Raw genomic sequence first — 15847 nt, 5'->3', positions numbered from 1 at the left:
AATTTGTTTTAATACGCATCATTCATATGCTTTAAGATGAATTCATAACGACTTTAATCGACGATTAATTTTTTCTGAATTCAGGACTCAGGATTTTATATATGCAATATTCTCAATATTTATGGGTAAGTTTACTCAGCATTGGGCTTGTCTCCCCTGTTTTTGCCAATTCAACCGATGCAAATGCAGTTGAAGAAGGAACCGTCAGCGAAGCTGCGCCTAAATACCCTCGCCTTGAATCACTGAAAGAATTAAAGAATATTAAGGCTAAAGATTTAAAAGTTGATGCAAATGCAGCACAGCCTGATGAAATCAAAGATCCATTACAACCCTTGAACCGTCAGATTTATGCATTGAATGACAGTGTTGACCGTCATGTCATCCGTCCTGTTTCAGTTCAATATAAAGCTAAAGTTCCTGAAAATGTCCGTGGCTCTTATCGTCTGTTCCGCAAAAACATGGGAGAACCGTGGAATGCTGTTAACCAGGTTGCACAGGGTCGCTTCACCCGTGCAGCAAAAACACTGGCTCGCGTAACCATCAATACAGTGACGACACTGGGTCTTGCTGATCCTGCCCGCAGACTTGGACTGTCCACAGAAGAAGAAAGTCTGGGAGATACACTGGGCTATTATGGCGTACCAAGTGGTCCGTATATTATGTTGCCAGTCCTTGGACCAAGCACTTTCCGTAATGCACTCGACTATCCTGCTGAGTCTTATGCAAAACCACTGACTTATATTTTCGACAATAATAATCAGGATGGTTTAGCCTGGGGAAATACCATCTGGGGCGGTATTGATACCCGTGCCAATCTGCTCGATGCTGAAAGCGTGCTTCAGGGCGACCGCTATGCTGCGATCCGTGATATCTATCTACAACATAAAAAGTTCGAAATCGCACAGAAAAAAGGGGATGATGCAGGAGCTGTTTCCTTTATAGATGATGGCGATGACTTCTCTGATGAAGACTCAGAATCCTCTCAGAATCCATCCGAATAATTTGTAAAAATTCATACCAAAGGTGGCATCATCTTCCTTTGGTACTCAATTGATTGTTATAGTAGTCCTTTCAGGTACGCATTGGATCAATCACAGACCTTATGTATTTCATTCAGCCAACACGCGATATTCCCTTTCTGAATCAGGTAATTAATACATTACCCGGTGTTCAGATGATACATATTGAAGATATTGACCTGTATGATCCAACGATTATTGCTATTGCAGATGTTCAGGACTTTCTGACTTATCAATGGTCATTACCGACAGTTGTGATTGCTTTTGATAATGAAGGCACTGCCCTTTCCCAGGCCTGGGAACTGGGTGCGCTTGCTGGCTGGACATGGAGCCGTCTGCCTGCAAATCCTGAACATGCGCTACAGAAAATTGATGCGCAATATAAAAGGAATCAGGACAGCCGTGACCTGCCTTCCGCTGCCGATCTTCAGAAATGCCTGTTACCCAATCCCATCGAACTGATTAACTATAAAGTTGAAACGCTGTTTCAGCCATCGGCTTATCTGTCCGGGGACTGGTATGACTACTGGAAAATCAGCGATAAAGAGCTGATGTTCTATCTGGCGGATGTTTCTGGGCATGGTGTCACAAGCAGTCTGCTGACCTCATGGATGGCAGCCTTTCACGGTCGCTCCAAAACCCCGCGCGAACTAATCAAGAAACTCAACGGCATGCTGGTTCAGGAAAATATTGAAAAGCACATCACCATGATTGCTGGTGTTCTGAACCTGGAGACTCATCAGCTGCGCTGGTCCAGTGCCGGACATTATCCTCCTGCCATTATTTTTGAACCCAATCAGACACCCCGTATTCTGAATACCAGCAGCTTTCCTTTAGGACTGACTGAAGACCTGGAAGTTGAAGAATTTGAATGTATCCTGAACCGCCATGCACGGTTCATTATCTGTTCAGATGGCGCACTGGAACCTTTCGACGGCGGTCTCAACGAACAGTTTGAAAAACTGGTCTACCATTTGCAGAATCAATCATTCCAGGCCCCTGATCATGTTGCAGATGACATTGCCATACTAAGTTTACGTCGAATCAATTAATTTAATTTTCAAACAGTTAAGTTTTTTTAACATGCAATACGACTCCAGGCTACTTGAGTCTGAAGTGTCCCTATGTGATAATTTTCACATCCTTCTCTGCAAATGGCATTTTTATGTCAACAGGTCATGTTGAATATGCAAGCTTGAATGGAACGCATATTTTTAAGCTTATTGGCGAAGTGCGTGCCCAATCCTGCATCAGTCTAGACAAACTTTTAAACAGAATTGAACAGCAGCAAAATGTAGTCGGCGCTATCGTTGATTTAACAGAAACTACGTTCATTGACAGTACTGTTCTTGGAATCCTGGCGAAACTCGGTTTAAAACTGAAACAGGTTCACCATATTCAGGCAGTTATGCTGTCTACAAACCCTGATATTACAACTCTTGCAAACAGCATGGGGCTGGGTCAGGTTTTTGTGATTTTAAATTACTGCGGTGATCCAAATGTCTGCACACAGGCTTTACTGGATGACAACATCACTCACGGTACAATGCTGGGTACAGTTCTTGACGCCCACAAAACACTGATGAAGCTCAATGAAAACAACCAGAATATGTTTGAGCCATTGGTAAAACAGCTTGAAAAGGAACAGGTTAACCTGGATTCAGCATCTGCCAAGCAAAACGCTTAATTTCCAGATCTACAGGGACAACACATGACTTTACTTTCCATTGTTCAGATGAACTCTCAGAATGACATTGAAGCAAACTTCAGTGTGATTGAGTCATTGATTCTGCAAAGTAAAGCTCAGGGTGCTTCCCTGATTGTTTTTCCGGAGAATTTTGTCTGCTTTGCCGCAGGTAAACAACGTGAAACCGCTGCCCGTTTTGAAGAAATTCAGCAACGGCTTGAGCAGCTGGCACATCAGCATCAGATCTGGATTGTAGCAGGCACACTCCCATGCCCTTTCCGTCCAGATGGTTCTGTGATTGAAGATGGCCGTGTCCGCACGGTCAGCCTGTGCATCAGTCCTGAACGGACAGAAGCCCGTTATGACAAGATCCATCTGTTTGATGTGCAGGTGGGTGATGCCGTCGGTGGTTATCAGGAATCCATGTTTTTTGAACCTGGTACAGATGTGGTTGTAGCAAAAACACCTTTTGGCAATATTGGCTTAATGGTCTGTTATGACCTGCGTTTTCCTGAACTGGCTTTAACACTTCGTGCCCGAGGTGCAAATATACTGACTGCACCAGCAGCGTTCACCTATACAACCGGTCAGATGCACTGGCAGTTACTGTTACAGGCTCGGGCTATGGACAGTCAGTGTGAAGTACTTGGTGCAGCTCAGCAGGGCTGGCACGGTGAAAAACGTCAGACCTGGGGACATGCAGGTGCAGCAAACAGTCGTGGTCAGCTCCTGGACATTGTTCATGCCGAAGGTGCTCAACTGATTACCGTACCATTTGACCTGGCTGAACAGAATGCTGTCCGTGCTTCCATGCCCTTGATGCAACATCGTGTCCTGCTGAACTACTGATCCATTCACGACTGTTTAAAAATTTCTGTTATTTCCATAAAATTATTAAAACATTTCACATATAATAATGATTCTCATTTTATTTTATAAATTTCCATGCTTAAAATTTCCCTTATCGCAACCCTGCTTCTTTCAATCTCTATGACCAGTTTTGCAGATACAGCCATTTCCAAAGACCTGCGCCCTTCTGCACAGCTGAACACTTCAATTGAACGACTGCCGTTACCTCCTACACCTGGCAATATGAAACTGCCTGAATTTGGTCAGGGAATTATTGGCTGGGGAACGGGACCTGATGGTGCTGAAAAACGACTGAACAATATCACTGCCCAGGATGTGAATGGTTTTAAGCATCAGGGAGTCAGCCTGGAAATGGTTCAGACCTGGCAAAAGTTTTATGAAAATGAAACACTGCGGAATCCTGGAAACCCTGCTGCACCACTTCGTGCAAAACTCATGAAAAAAATTGCAGAGTTATGGTAAAACAGGTCTGACTGATCTATCCATTGGTGATGCCTTTTCATCAATGGATAAGCGATATCTGTATACCTGCTCAGATCAAACCACTGTTTTCTTTTATTCTGACCATAAAACTCAGCTGCTCAGGCTAGAACTCAAACACATCCTGTAAACATTACCCTCCCATTTTTTACAAAATAACTGCGCACACTCTGGATATTTTCATTCAGGATATGTTTTCAGACTCAGATAACAGGGAACAGAGATGTCTTTAGAAAAAGTTGTTTATACCGCACATGCCAAAGCAACAGGTGGTCGTGATGGTCGTGCGACATCTTCCGATAATATTTTAGATGTAAAATTAGCTGTGCCAAAGGAAATGGGCGGTGCAGGTGGTGGAACCAATCCTGAACAGCTTTTTGCTGCGGGCTATTCGGCATGTTTCCTGGGTGCAATGAAGTTTGTAGCCAACCGTGATCAATTAAAAATTACACCTGATGCATACATTGAAGGTGAAGTCGGCATTGGTCCTATTCCTACAGGTTTTGGGATTGAAGTGAAGTTAAATATTCACCTGGAAGGTCTGGAACAAGCGGAAGCGCAAAAACTGGTGGATGCTGCGCATATCGTTTGCCCGTACTCCAATGCAACCCGTGGCAATATTGATGTGACGCTCAATGTAATTGTTTGATGTATTAAATAATTTAGATGATTGCTCAGGAGCCGATTTTTATAATCGGCTTTTTTAAACAAGAGACCAATATCTAATTAATTATTTGATTTTAAATAGAAATAGAGAAATTATTTCACATAACACCCATTATATTAAATGGAGCTAATATCCGACATATACTTTAATGTTCCCAGAATTTATCACCCTGAGATTCATAAAATTTATTAATGAACTCTTCAAAAGTATTGGCAACAATATACCAATCTTGTCGTTGATCTATAGGTAAGACAACCAAAATAGAGCCGTAATCATCACTATCAGGATCACATCGAACTAACAATAAGTCTGAATCTCCATAAAATTCCCCAATAATTAAGTCACTTTGAAGAGCATCAGCCTTTCGACTACTTTTATAAATTTTTGAAGCAAAAGTTATCTCCTCAAAAGGATATAATTTTAATCCCCATTGTCCATATTCTTGATCTATAAATAGATCTGCACCATTAGATATTGTATAAAAATCCTCTAATGCTTTTGGCAAAAGTGTTTGAAGTATTAGTGGGTAAATTTTGTTTTTTGGATTTAATGAACATCGTAAAGGAAAGGGACATTCAATACCTTTATGAATAGCTTTCTTAGGTTCGATCTCCCATTCATTTTGTATTTTTTCTATAATTTCATGAATACTATTCATTTATTACGCTCTCAAATACTTTTAACTTTCTCTAAAATCAACATAATACACCTTATGCGAAATAGATTTAATTTCCTATTTTAAATCATAACCTTATCATGCAATAAAAAGCCCAATTATTACAAATTAGGCCTTTTATGGATTTTTCACGTTTCACGCCTGGTATTCAACCATTGTTCCACGATTTTCATTAGGTGCAGTAAACAAAAACATTACTCTGCCGCTTCATTGGTCACACGTAAAACTTCTTCTATCGTAGTTTTACCTGCCAATACTTTACGTAAACCATCATCACGGATTGAACCTGCCTCACGGCGCGCATATTCCTCAAGCTCATATTCAGCCGCATTGCCATGAATCAAACGTCTCATCTGTTCATCCACAGGTACAATTTCATAAATTGCGGTACGCCCTGTAAAACCCGTATGGGAACAATGATCACAACCTTTCGGTACTGGAAGTTTTAAAATCAGCTCAGAGCTGACAGGTTTAAAAATATCTTTTTCAAAGCTGTCAGCTTCACGCCACGTATGACAATGCGAACATAAAGTCCGAACCAGACGCTGTGCAATCACACCAATAAGTGAACTCGCCAGCAGGAACGGTTCAATCCCCATGTCCTTTAAACGGGTCACAGCACCAATGGCTGTATTGGTATGCAGTGTGGATAATACCAGGTGACCTGTCAGTGATGCCTGAACTGCAATTTCTGCCGTTTCAAGATCACGGATCTCACCGACCATAACTACATCCGGGTCCTGACGGAGCATGGCTTTTAAAGCACGGGCAAAAGTCATATCCACTTTGGTGTTGACCTGCGTCTGACCAATCCCCTCCAGCTGATACTCGATCGGGTCTTCAGCAGTCAGAATGTTTTTAGAGCCATCATTTAAATCAGATAAAGCAGCATACAGAGTCGTGGTCTTACCTGAACCTGTAGGACCTGTAACAAGAATAATGCCATGCGGTCGGTGAACCAATGTCGTTAAACGATCATAGTCACTTTGCATTAACCCAAGGTGGGTCATATTCAGACGTCCTGCCTGCTTATCCAGCAAACGCATCACAACACGCTCACCATGTGACGATGGCAGGGTCGATACACGGACATCCACTTCACGACCTGCGAGACGCAAGGAAATACGTCCATCCTGAGGAATACGTTTTTCAGCAATATCCAGTTTTGCCATGACTTTAATACGTGAAACCAGCAAAGGTGCAAGTTCACGGCGTGGCTGGACAATCTCCCGCAACTGACCATCAACCCGTAAACGCACGGACAGTTTCTTTTCAAATGCTTCGATGTGAATATCGGATGCACCGACACGGATTGCTTCTGAGAGCAAAGCATTGATTAAACGGACAATAGGAGCATCATCTTCCTGATCCATCAGATCTTCAGTTTCAGGTACCTGATCTGCCAGACTGAGTAAATCAGGATGGTCTTCAAGCCCTGCTGCCACCTGCTGAGACTCCCCTGTGTCTCCTGCAAAACTTGAACTCAGAATTTTATTGAATTCCTGATCTGTATACAGCTGATGCTGTGCCACATAGCCAAGAAATCTGCGGGCTTCCTGAATCGCAGACAAAGGCGTGTTTTCACGGCGGACAATATAAGCCTGATCGCCTTCGTAACGGATCAGCACGCCATGTCTTTTTGCAAAACTATATGGTATTTGTAATTGTTTAAGCGCTTGCATTACAACTTATATTAATGATTAAACTTGTTTTGAGTGTACTCTAAGCGCATGACAGCGTGAAGTCTGTTTTTAAGATTTAAAGATATAGGGAAAGTAGAGTTGTCAAAAAATACTGAACACCTGGAACCCGAACTTCCAAATCTGAAATGGTGGGGTGAACAGCAGTTTGAGCTGTATCAGTCCAAGGCCTGGCAGTTTGGCTCGATGATGATGCGTCTGACCCGTGGCCTACAGGAATGGCGGCTGGAATATTATCGTCCACAGTTCCAGTATGACTATGAACAGCAGTGGAGCTGCATCAATGATGTCAGTTTTGGTTTTCCACAGCCTGTGCATGTTGAACGCTATATGTTCCGCGAAACACACAATACATTTCAGCTCATGCCGAGACTTGCTGACCGCTCGGTGGTGATCCGTCCTGTAGACCCTATTTACATTCCTGCTGGGCAGCGTGGGACGCTCTATATCAGTACACCCCTCTGGGTTGCAGGTTTTGTGCAGGCGCAGAAAGAACCCCTGTTTGATATTCCTGTTATTCAGCCTAAAGACACCTGGTTTGGACCTGACCACCGCTCAGGGGAAATGTGTTATGCCACAGCAGTCGATGGACGTACCGAGCTGAAGTCCTTAAAACCCCGTGCTTTTCGTGCAGTCACTCCCATTGATTTTCATAATGTCAGTAATCATCAGCTGCGTTTTGACCGTATGAATGTGCCTGTCCCTGCCTTGCCTTTATTTCACAGTGAAAGCACAGGACGTCTGTGGACCTCACAGATTAAAGTGCTGTATGAAGGTAATGACCGCCCTGCCCGTGTCCGTATTGAAAACCGGACACCGCCTCTGGCTGGTGAAGTGGTTTATGTGCATCCGCCACGTTCACCGGGTGGTGCGCTGTTCAATATGTTTGATTCATTCTTTTAGGAGTACATGATGGCTGAAACAAGTATTCCCAAAGATATTGCCGACAGTTTTAAAGGCGTATTTACCAATATCAATACAGACCGGCTCAGTGAGTTACTGGTTGCACTGGTGCTCTGTGTCATTGGATTTTTTCTCGCCCGACTGATTTCCAATGCATTTATCCGAACCATTGGCGCACGGTTTAATGCACATCAGCGACTGGTCTGGCGTCGTGGTATTTTTTATTTTATTTTCATGCTGTTTGTGATCACCAGTCTAAAGGAAGCCGGTTTTAAACTGAGTGTTTTCCTGGGTGCCGCGGGTATTCTGACGGTCGCTCTGGGTTTCGCCTCACAGACTTCAGCCTCCAACTTAATCAGTGGTCTGTTTCTGATTGGTGAAGGGTCTTTCGAGGTTGGGGACACCATTCAGCTGACCTTGATCCGTGGTCATGTGATCGAAGGCGAAGTGATTTCGATTGATCTGCTGTCGGTAAAACTGCTGACCATTGATAACATTTATATCCGTCTGCCCAATGAACAGCTGATCCGCGCTCCCGTTCATAACCTGTCCAAGTTTCCCATACGGCGGATTCCCATCAGCCTGTCCATCAATTTCAATGAAGACATCAACAAAGTCCGTGAAGTTTTACTGGATGTTGCCAGTGACTATCCACGTGTACTGGCCGACCCAAAACCGCAGGTAACGGTCACTGCCTTTGGTGAATCATCCATTGAACTGCTGTTTGCACTGTGGTGTAAGCAGGACAATTATTTAAGAGCCAAAGATGAAATTCATGAAATGATCCGTAACCGTTTTGTGGAAAATCAGATTGAAATTCCTGTACCAAAAATTGGTTTTGTAGACCGTCCTCAACACCCGCAAAGTCCTCTGAGCAATGCTGACCTGGATCAGTATGCCAATGCACAGAATATTAAGCGTGAACCTGACCTGAAATAAAAATCAGATAAGCCTTCTTCCATGAAGGCTTTTTTATTGCTGTATGAAAAGTGGGATGTGCTGCCTGTTCAGAACAGCATTATACAGATTCACTTTTCTGTCCTGGCATCGGTGCTATATACGCGATGATCAGCATGACAAAACCTGCGCCCAGAAAAGAGATGACCCGGGTTAATGTTCCGATATGTGATAAGTCAAACAGCACCAGTTTCAGTGTCACGATCACCAGCAGACTGCCACCCAGTAACCACACAGGTTTCAGCTGTTTACGGCTTGCGGTACTCATCGCAACAAATGCCAGTCCTACCCATAACAGTGTCAGACTTAACTGAACCAGTCCATTTTTCCACAGTGACATATCGTTATACGGTGTCGCAGCATAGATATGCAGTGCTCTGAGTAAAACATAACTGCTTAACCATAAAACACCGAGCACCACGAGCACTGCAGCCAGACTGCGGTCCAGTCCCGAATGAATCTGTAGCGTCAGCATCCAGATAAAACCGATCAGTACCATAATACTGACCACATCAAACGGATTCAGTACAGGGACAAAATAAGCATGAAACGTCTGCTGGGAATAGAGCTGAGAACAGATCATCCAGAGCATAAGTAAACACAGACTGCTTCTGCTCTGCCAGCATAACCGCCATGTACTGTCAGACGGTTGTTTAAAACACCACACAGCAAACAGTAAAGGAAGGATCACCACACTGATGAATGGTATGCCAGGAAACAGTGTCAGACTGACCGCACTTAAACTGGATAAAGCCCCCAGGCTGACCCATTCTTTTGCCATTTTTAATCCTGACAATGGTCTTAACCAGATCAGGGTTAATATAGTTGCAGCGACTGCAAATCCTGTACGGGTATAAAGATCTGACCAGACCAGCATGCCACCATGTATATTTCGCATGAGTAACCAGGCGACCACAGCACTCAGTGGCAACAGTCCTGCCCATTCGGGAACCAGCCAGGTCCAGCCTGCTTTACAGTATTTCAGATATTGATTGATCAGCAGCAGAAGTCCTGAACAGATCAGCAATGCATGCAATAACTGATCAGATCCATGCAACAGATCAAGTAAGACTGCCAGGAGCATAATCATGGCAGCAAACATCAGCATACCGAAAAAAATCACACTGAAGGTATTCAACTGCTGGCGGAACAAGGCTGTCCTGTTAGCCATCAGAACAACCGACAGATAACTCAGGCTTAGCCCCCACCCCATGATGAAAGGAAAACTGTCTGAATTTACCAGGCTATATAACCCATTCAGTCCTGCTACACTGAGCAGTCCCATCGCCAGGTACTGACTCAGCATGGACTTCCGGTACAGTGCAAAAATAAAAACCACTGCTCCTTCCACAGCCCAGCCGACCACACTCCATTGTTCAGGCAGTAAAATGGGGAGAACCAATGCCAGGAAAATCAGCATCAGACTGAAATAGCTCTGTGCAATCAGCTCGATGATCTGTCGGTTACGACACCACAAATACAGCAACAGATAAACGCCAGCAAACAACAGGCTAAAGGCTGCCTGCTGATATGGCAACTCAAAGTACATCAAATACAGGAAAAAATATGCCGTCAGAGGTGTTCCATAAATCACAGCCAAATCAAGCACAGGTTTCAGCTTAAAACTGTTGAAATCATGCTTTGCCAGCAACTGACTGAAACGGAAACCGATCCATATAAATACGGCAGCATGTGCAAGAACCAGCAGACTCAGGACTGGACGTTCAATCAGTGTGGCATGAGCAAAAGCATAACCACCACCGACCACAGCCGTCATCAGCAAAGCGATCTGATTCAGATATTTCCAGGGTCTGAGTGTGCTTAACAGCGCTACGCTCAGATTGATGACCAGATAATAGCTCAGCAGTTCAGGTGCTGTTGCATCCCGCACAGGCAATGTAAAAGGTGCGGCATAAGCGACCAGCATCGCCATCAGAGACAGCTCAACTGACTGCTGTTTCAGGCTGAGCCAGACCGTGACCGCCATAATGACCGCAAAACACAGACTGGCTGACAATAATGATGCTATGACTGAATTGTAATAGGCAAAAAACAGCGTCAGAAACAGCCCAGCGATACCCAGACCTTCCAGCGCCAGTGCAAAACTTCTATTTCTGGAAAACAGTGTATATCCGCCCCCTGCAATGGCTGCACTGAAACCAGCAACAATAACCAGCTTAAATGCCAGACTCAGCTGCCAGTGCTCGGTAGCGAATCTGAGCAGTAAGATAAGACCAGCGATCAGGACAGATATCGCCACCTTCAACACTGGATTACCTGTAAATATCCACTGCCTGATCTGCCCACTCAGACTGAGCTCTGTTTCAGCATTATGTGACTGACGCTGTTCTTCAGTCACACTTTGAAAGGGCTCAGCGATATGATCTGCCGTTTTTCTGTTCCCGATCTGAAACTGTAACCTGTTCAGTGCAAGCTCAAGACGCTGTAACCATCTGAGAAAGAAAAAAATCCACGCTGTAACACCCAGTGCGGTCAGCCACTGCATATCCGTAAACCCACCTGCAAAAGCAAGTACAGAGGCAATATAGAGTGGTGTTTTAGAGGTCGGTTCCGATATGTGCTGATACTGAACAGACAGCTCATCCAGCGGTTTCTGCACAGCGTCAACATACTGCATCACGCTGATCACCAGGGCAACCACACAGATATAAGTCACGACCGGTGTTTTCAGAAACCATGCACTGACTGCCACAATGATCAGCACCATCAGCCAGATCATGCGAATTTCATTTTGCCCTTTCAGCGAGCCATTCAGCATCTTATCCTGTTCTCTTTCCCTGTTTTCATGATCATACAACAATAAAAACCCAGGCTATTCAGTATTCATCAGATATTCGGTAACGTGCTTATACAATCATGTGTCTGCGCCCTGCCGAAAAATCACGTACAATAACGCAGTTATCAGAATTGGAAAGTTGCAATGCCACCATTTGTCCTGGTCGATGGGTCTTATTTTTTATTCCGTGCATTTCATGCACTACCACCTTTAACCACTTCAACTGGTTTACAGACCAATGCCATCCGTGGGGCAATTTCAGCAATTCAGAAATTAATGCGTCGTGTACAGCCAACACACATGGCGGTAATTTTCGATACACCAGAACCTACGTTCCGTCATGAACTGTCTCCTATTTATAAAGGTGACCGTCCAACCATGCCAGAGGAACTGTCTCAGCAGATTCCTTATCTACATGCGCTGATCCGTGCACTGGGTATTCCACTGCATATGCTGCCGGGTGCAGAAGCAGATGACATCATCGGTACACTGGCAAAACGTGCAGAAGCTGCAGGACATCAGGTGCTCATTTCCACTGGTGATAAAGACATGGCACAGCTGGTGACAGAGAAAGTCACACTGGAAGACAGCTTTAAAGACAAGCCCATGGATATTGCTGGGGTTATTGAAAAATTTGGGGTAAGACCTGACCAGATTATTGACTATTTAACGCTCATGGGTGATGCATCGGACGGTATCCGTGGCGTGCCTGGCGTCGGTGCAAAAACAGCGGCTAAACTGCTGAATGAATATGGCTCGATTGGCGGTATTCTGGAAAATGTCGACAGTATTAAAGGCAAAGTCGGTCAGAACATCAAAGATAACGTTGAAGGGATTGCACTCGATCATCAGCTGGCGAGCATCGTGATTGATCTGGATCTGAACATCACTTATGACGACTTAAAACTGTGTGATCCAGATGTAGAGACACTGCGTAATCTTTATACAGAACTTGAATTCCGTAATCAGTTACAGTCTCTTGATCACCCGAACAACCCCAACAATGTCACCTATAAGCAAACCACCAAAGAGATTGTTAAAACAGAACAGCAAAGTGATACTGAACCATCTATAGATCAGGCAAGCAGCACCAGTATTGATGACTTACTCGGTGATGCAAAATATCACACTGTACTGACCCAGTCCGACTGGGATGTGCTGTTTAAACGCCTGAGCACAGAAAAACGTTTTGCCATAGATACTGAGACCACCAGTCTGGATTATCGTGTTGCTGAAATGGTCGGTTTTTCTGTTGCATTCGACGCGAATGATGCTTATTACATTCCCCTTGCACACGATTATGAAGGTGCACCTGAACAGCTGAACCGTGAATTCATCATTCAGCAGATCAAACCGATCCTGGAGGATGCCAGTGTTGAAAAAATCGGGCATCATCTGAAATACGATGCGCATATTTTTGAAAATCACGGTATTCATCTGCAAGGTTGGTATTTTGACACCATGCTGGCATCTTATGTACTGAATGCAGTCGCAACCCGTCATGGTATGGATGATGTTGCCCGTGTTTATCTCAGCCATCTGACCACGACTTTTGAGCAGATTGCAGGTAAAGGCGCAAAGCAGAAAACCCTTAACCAGATTGAACTGGAAACAGCAGCCCACTATGCGGCTGAAGATGCTCATGTCACTTATCGCCTGTACGAAGTACTGGATCGTAAGCTGAAGGAAATTCCTCCTTTAAGCGGTATTCTGCATAATATTGAAATGCCGACAGCTGCTGTTCTGGCAACAATGGAAGAAAACGGCATTGAACTGGATCTGAATTTCCTGGATCAGCTCGGTGTCGAGTTTTCTGAAACCATTCAGCAGCTGGAAAATCAGATCATCGAAATTGCGGGAGAACCCTTTAATGTGTCCTCGCCAAAACAGGTCGGTGAAGTTCTGTTTGAAAAACTCGGACTGAAAGGTGGTAAAAAAACATCTACCGGGCAGTACAGTACTTCAGAAAGTATCCTGGAAAAAATTGATCACCCGATTACTGCACTGATTATTGAATACCGTGGTCTGACCAAACTCAAAAGCACCTATACCGACGGTCTGCTGAAACAGGCGAATAACGCCACTCATCGTGTGCATACCAGTTATCATCAGGCACTGACTGCAACAGGTCGTCTGTCTTCCACTGACCCGAACTTACAGAATATTCCTGTCCGTGAAGATATCGGTCGTCAGATCCGTAAAGCCTTTGTTGCACCGAAAGGACGTATCCTGCTGGCTGCCGATTATTCACAGATTGAACTGCGTCTGATGGCACACTTCTGCCAGGATGAGGCACTGGTACATGCCTTTAATCATGGGCAGGATGTACACCGCCGTACAGCTTCAGAAGTACTGGGCGTTCCGCTGGATGAAGTCACCAGTGATCAGCGCCGTCAGGCGAAAGCTGTCAACTTCGGTCTGCTTTATGGCATGTCAGAATTTGGTCTGATCCGTCAGCTTGGCTTTACCCGTCAGGAATCTCAGGACTATATCAAACAGTATTTCCACCGTTATCCTGGCATTTATGAATATATGCAGCGCACCCGTCAGGTCGCACTGGAGCAGGGTTTTGTGGAAACCATTACGGGTCGTCGCCTGTATACACCTGATATTGATGCGCGAAACATGATGGTGCGTAAAGGTGCTGAACGTGCTGCAATCAATGCACCACTGCAAGGTTCTGCGGCTGAAATCATTAAAATGGCAATGATTGAGGTGAATAAAATCCTGCCGAAAGATCAGGCAAAACTCCTGTTACAGGTTCACGATGAACTGGTCTTTGAAGTCGATGAAGCCGTTGCAGACCAGCTGGCTGAACAGATTAAAGATGTAATGCAGAAAGTTGTGACTTTATCTGTCCCTCTTGTCGTTGAAGTCGGTAAAGGCAACAACTGGGATGAGGCGCATTAAGTCTGAAATAAGTTCCCTCTCCTTTTAGGAGAGGTGATCTTTAAAATAAGAGATACAATCCTATAAGAAAAGAGAGATATTAAAAGTATCTCTTGTTCCTATAACCTCCAATAAAATCAATCTTCAATATCCAAATCATGATCATCCATTGATAACAATATTCTCAAGCCCATACTTTGATAATCTAAACTTGATAAATATTCAAACATTTAGATTTTAATTCATTAATCATTTTATGTTGTCTGTCAAAGACATTTTGTGGATCTAACTCAGCCCATGTAGTAATTTCATCCATACATCCAATGACATATTTGAGATATGTCAGATAACATTGGAGAGTTTTCAATCTGTTGTGAACATTGTAATCTCCCTAATAACCAAATACCCATTTCAGGATGTACAACACCCTGCTTCATCGCTTCAAGGACATCTAAAGCTAATGAAGCTAAATAAAATTCCGCATTTAAATTATTGGTTTCAAGTTTCATATTTTTAAATAAATATTTTAATAGTCATAACAATCTATATATTTCATAAATTCTAAGTAATAAAAAAGGACTCAATAGAGTCCTTTTTTATTGCCTGTTATTACAGACCGGTCAACAATACGATTGCCACCTGATTCATAATAATTTCAGCCATATACAGTGCAAGGAATGCAATAATTGGTGACAGATCAATCATTCCCATATTTGGCAGCAGACGGCGGAATGGCGCAAGTAAAGGCTCTGCCAGTTCTTGAATCACTTCAATATAAGGTGAACGGGACTGAGTCAGCATGACCACCCAACTCAGAATGATCGTCGCAAAAATCAGGTAACGACAGAAACGGATCAGATCCTGAATCATGGTGACAAAGGTCAGAATCAACAAGTGAATCGGACTGTTCGGCATCGCACCTGACAGATACATCACACCAAAAATTTTCAACAGATACAGCACGATCACTAAAATCAGTGCGGCCAGATTGACCCGACCTTTACCTACAGTCGGGAAAATGCGACCAAATATATCTACAATTTTTGTTGCTTTCACAGTGGACAGGACAACGGGATTGTAAGGACTCACCGACGCCAGCTGCATGAGAAAACGAAAAAATACGAGCAAAATCGCTACGTTAATAATAATGCCAAAAATCAGCGCAGAATTTGCACCCATACCTGAACTTTCCTGAAATCTAA

General features: G+C 43.8%; 14 protein-coding genes. 9 read left to right on the top strand and 5 right to left on the bottom strand.

From position 1 onward, the window contains the following. Positions 1-101 precede the first annotated feature (101 nt). The 6 genes from CDG61_RS03635 (at position 102) to CDG61_RS03610 (ending at position 4705) form a co-directional block, all read left to right on the top strand. A complete protein-coding gene (locus tag CDG61_RS03635) occupies positions 102-1001 on the top strand; it encodes a VacJ family lipoprotein (protein ID WP_087551308.1) in 900 nt (299 codons plus the stop codon). A 101-nt stretch (positions 1002-1102) separates the two neighbouring features. After that, positions 1103-2071 (top strand): RsbU family protein phosphatase GigA, encoded by a 969-nt coding sequence (gene gigA, locus CDG61_RS03630; protein ID WP_087513013.1) that lies wholly within the window; start codon positions 1103-1105, stop codon positions 2069-2071. Between the two features lie 113 nt (positions 2072-2184). Next, on the top strand, positions 2185-2706 hold the full coding sequence (gene gigB, locus CDG61_RS03625) for an anti-anti-sigma factor GigB (RefSeq protein WP_087513014.1): 522 nt from the start codon (positions 2185-2187) through the stop codon (positions 2704-2706). A gap of 24 nt (positions 2707-2730) precedes the next feature. Continuing rightward, a complete protein-coding gene (locus CDG61_RS03620) occupies positions 2731-3555 on the top strand; it encodes a carbon-nitrogen hydrolase family protein (protein WP_087551309.1) in 825 nt (274 codons plus the stop codon). A gap of 96 nt (positions 3556-3651) precedes the next feature. Beyond that, positions 3652-4038, top strand: coding sequence for a DUF4951 domain-containing protein (locus tag CDG61_RS03615; protein ID WP_087551310.1), 387 nt, complete (start codon positions 3652-3654; stop codon positions 4036-4038). Between the two features lie 241 nt (positions 4039-4279). Beyond that, the gene (locus CDG61_RS03610; RefSeq protein ID WP_087513017.1) at positions 4280-4705 is read left to right on the top strand and encodes an organic hydroperoxide resistance protein; all 426 of its coding nucleotides are present in this window, start codon (positions 4280-4282) and stop codon (positions 4703-4705) included. 163 nt (positions 4706-4868) lie between these two features. On the opposite strand, the gene CDG61_RS03605 is transcribed toward CDG61_RS03610, so the two are convergent. Further along, positions 4869-5381 carry an SMI1/KNR4 family protein gene (locus CDG61_RS03605; RefSeq protein WP_087513018.1) on the bottom strand — a complete coding sequence of 171 codons (513 nt, stop codon included), beginning with the start codon at positions 5379-5381 and terminating at the stop codon, positions 4869-4871. Between the two features lie 212 nt (positions 5382-5593). Beyond that, the gene (gene gspE / locus CDG61_RS03600; protein WP_087551311.1) at positions 5594-7081 is read right to left on the bottom strand and encodes a type II secretion system ATPase GspE; all 1488 of its coding nucleotides are present in this window, start codon (positions 7079-7081) and stop codon (positions 5594-5596) included. 99 nt (positions 7082-7180) lie between these two features. On the opposite strand from gspE, the gene CDG61_RS03595 reads away from it, so the two are divergent. Then, on the top strand, positions 7181-8002 hold the full coding sequence (locus tag CDG61_RS03595; protein ID WP_087551312.1) for a hypothetical protein: 822 nt from the start codon (positions 7181-7183) through the stop codon (positions 8000-8002). 9 nt (positions 8003-8011) lie between these two features. After that, entirely contained in the window at positions 8012-8941 is a 930-nt protein-coding gene (locus CDG61_RS03590) for a mechanosensitive ion channel family protein (protein ID WP_087551313.1), read from the top strand. Positions 8942-9020: 79 nt separating this feature from the next. On the opposite strand, the gene CDG61_RS03585 is transcribed toward CDG61_RS03590, so the two are convergent. Beyond that, the gene (locus CDG61_RS03585) at positions 9021-11738 is read right to left on the bottom strand and encodes a DUF2339 domain-containing protein (RefSeq protein ID WP_087551314.1); all 2718 of its coding nucleotides are present in this window, start codon (positions 11736-11738) and stop codon (positions 9021-9023) included. A 162-nt stretch (positions 11739-11900) separates the two neighbouring features. On the opposite strand from CDG61_RS03585, the gene polA reads away from it, so the two are divergent. Beyond that, a complete protein-coding gene (gene polA, locus CDG61_RS03580; RefSeq protein WP_087551315.1) occupies positions 11901-14666 on the top strand; it encodes a DNA polymerase I in 2766 nt (921 codons plus the stop codon). A gap of 287 nt (positions 14667-14953) precedes the next feature. Here polA and CDG61_RS17610 read toward each other — a convergent pair whose 3' ends face one another. After that, the gene (locus CDG61_RS17610; RefSeq protein ID WP_228199607.1) at positions 14954-15154 is read right to left on the bottom strand and encodes a hypothetical protein; all 201 of its coding nucleotides are present in this window, start codon (positions 15152-15154) and stop codon (positions 14954-14956) included. Positions 15155-15254: 100 nt separating this feature from the next. Next, positions 15255-15824 (bottom strand): YggT family protein, encoded by a 570-nt coding sequence (locus CDG61_RS03570; RefSeq protein ID WP_087513024.1) that lies wholly within the window; start codon positions 15822-15824, stop codon positions 15255-15257. Between the last annotated feature and the right edge of the window lie 23 nt (positions 15825-15847).

Source organism: Acinetobacter sp. WCHAc010052, from assembly GCF_002165295.2.
Classification (GTDB): domain Bacteria; phylum Pseudomonadota; class Gammaproteobacteria; order Pseudomonadales; family Moraxellaceae; genus Acinetobacter; species Acinetobacter chinensis.
Note: the sequence above shows the minus strand (reverse complement) of the source record. Positions and strands in the feature narration are given on the sequence as shown.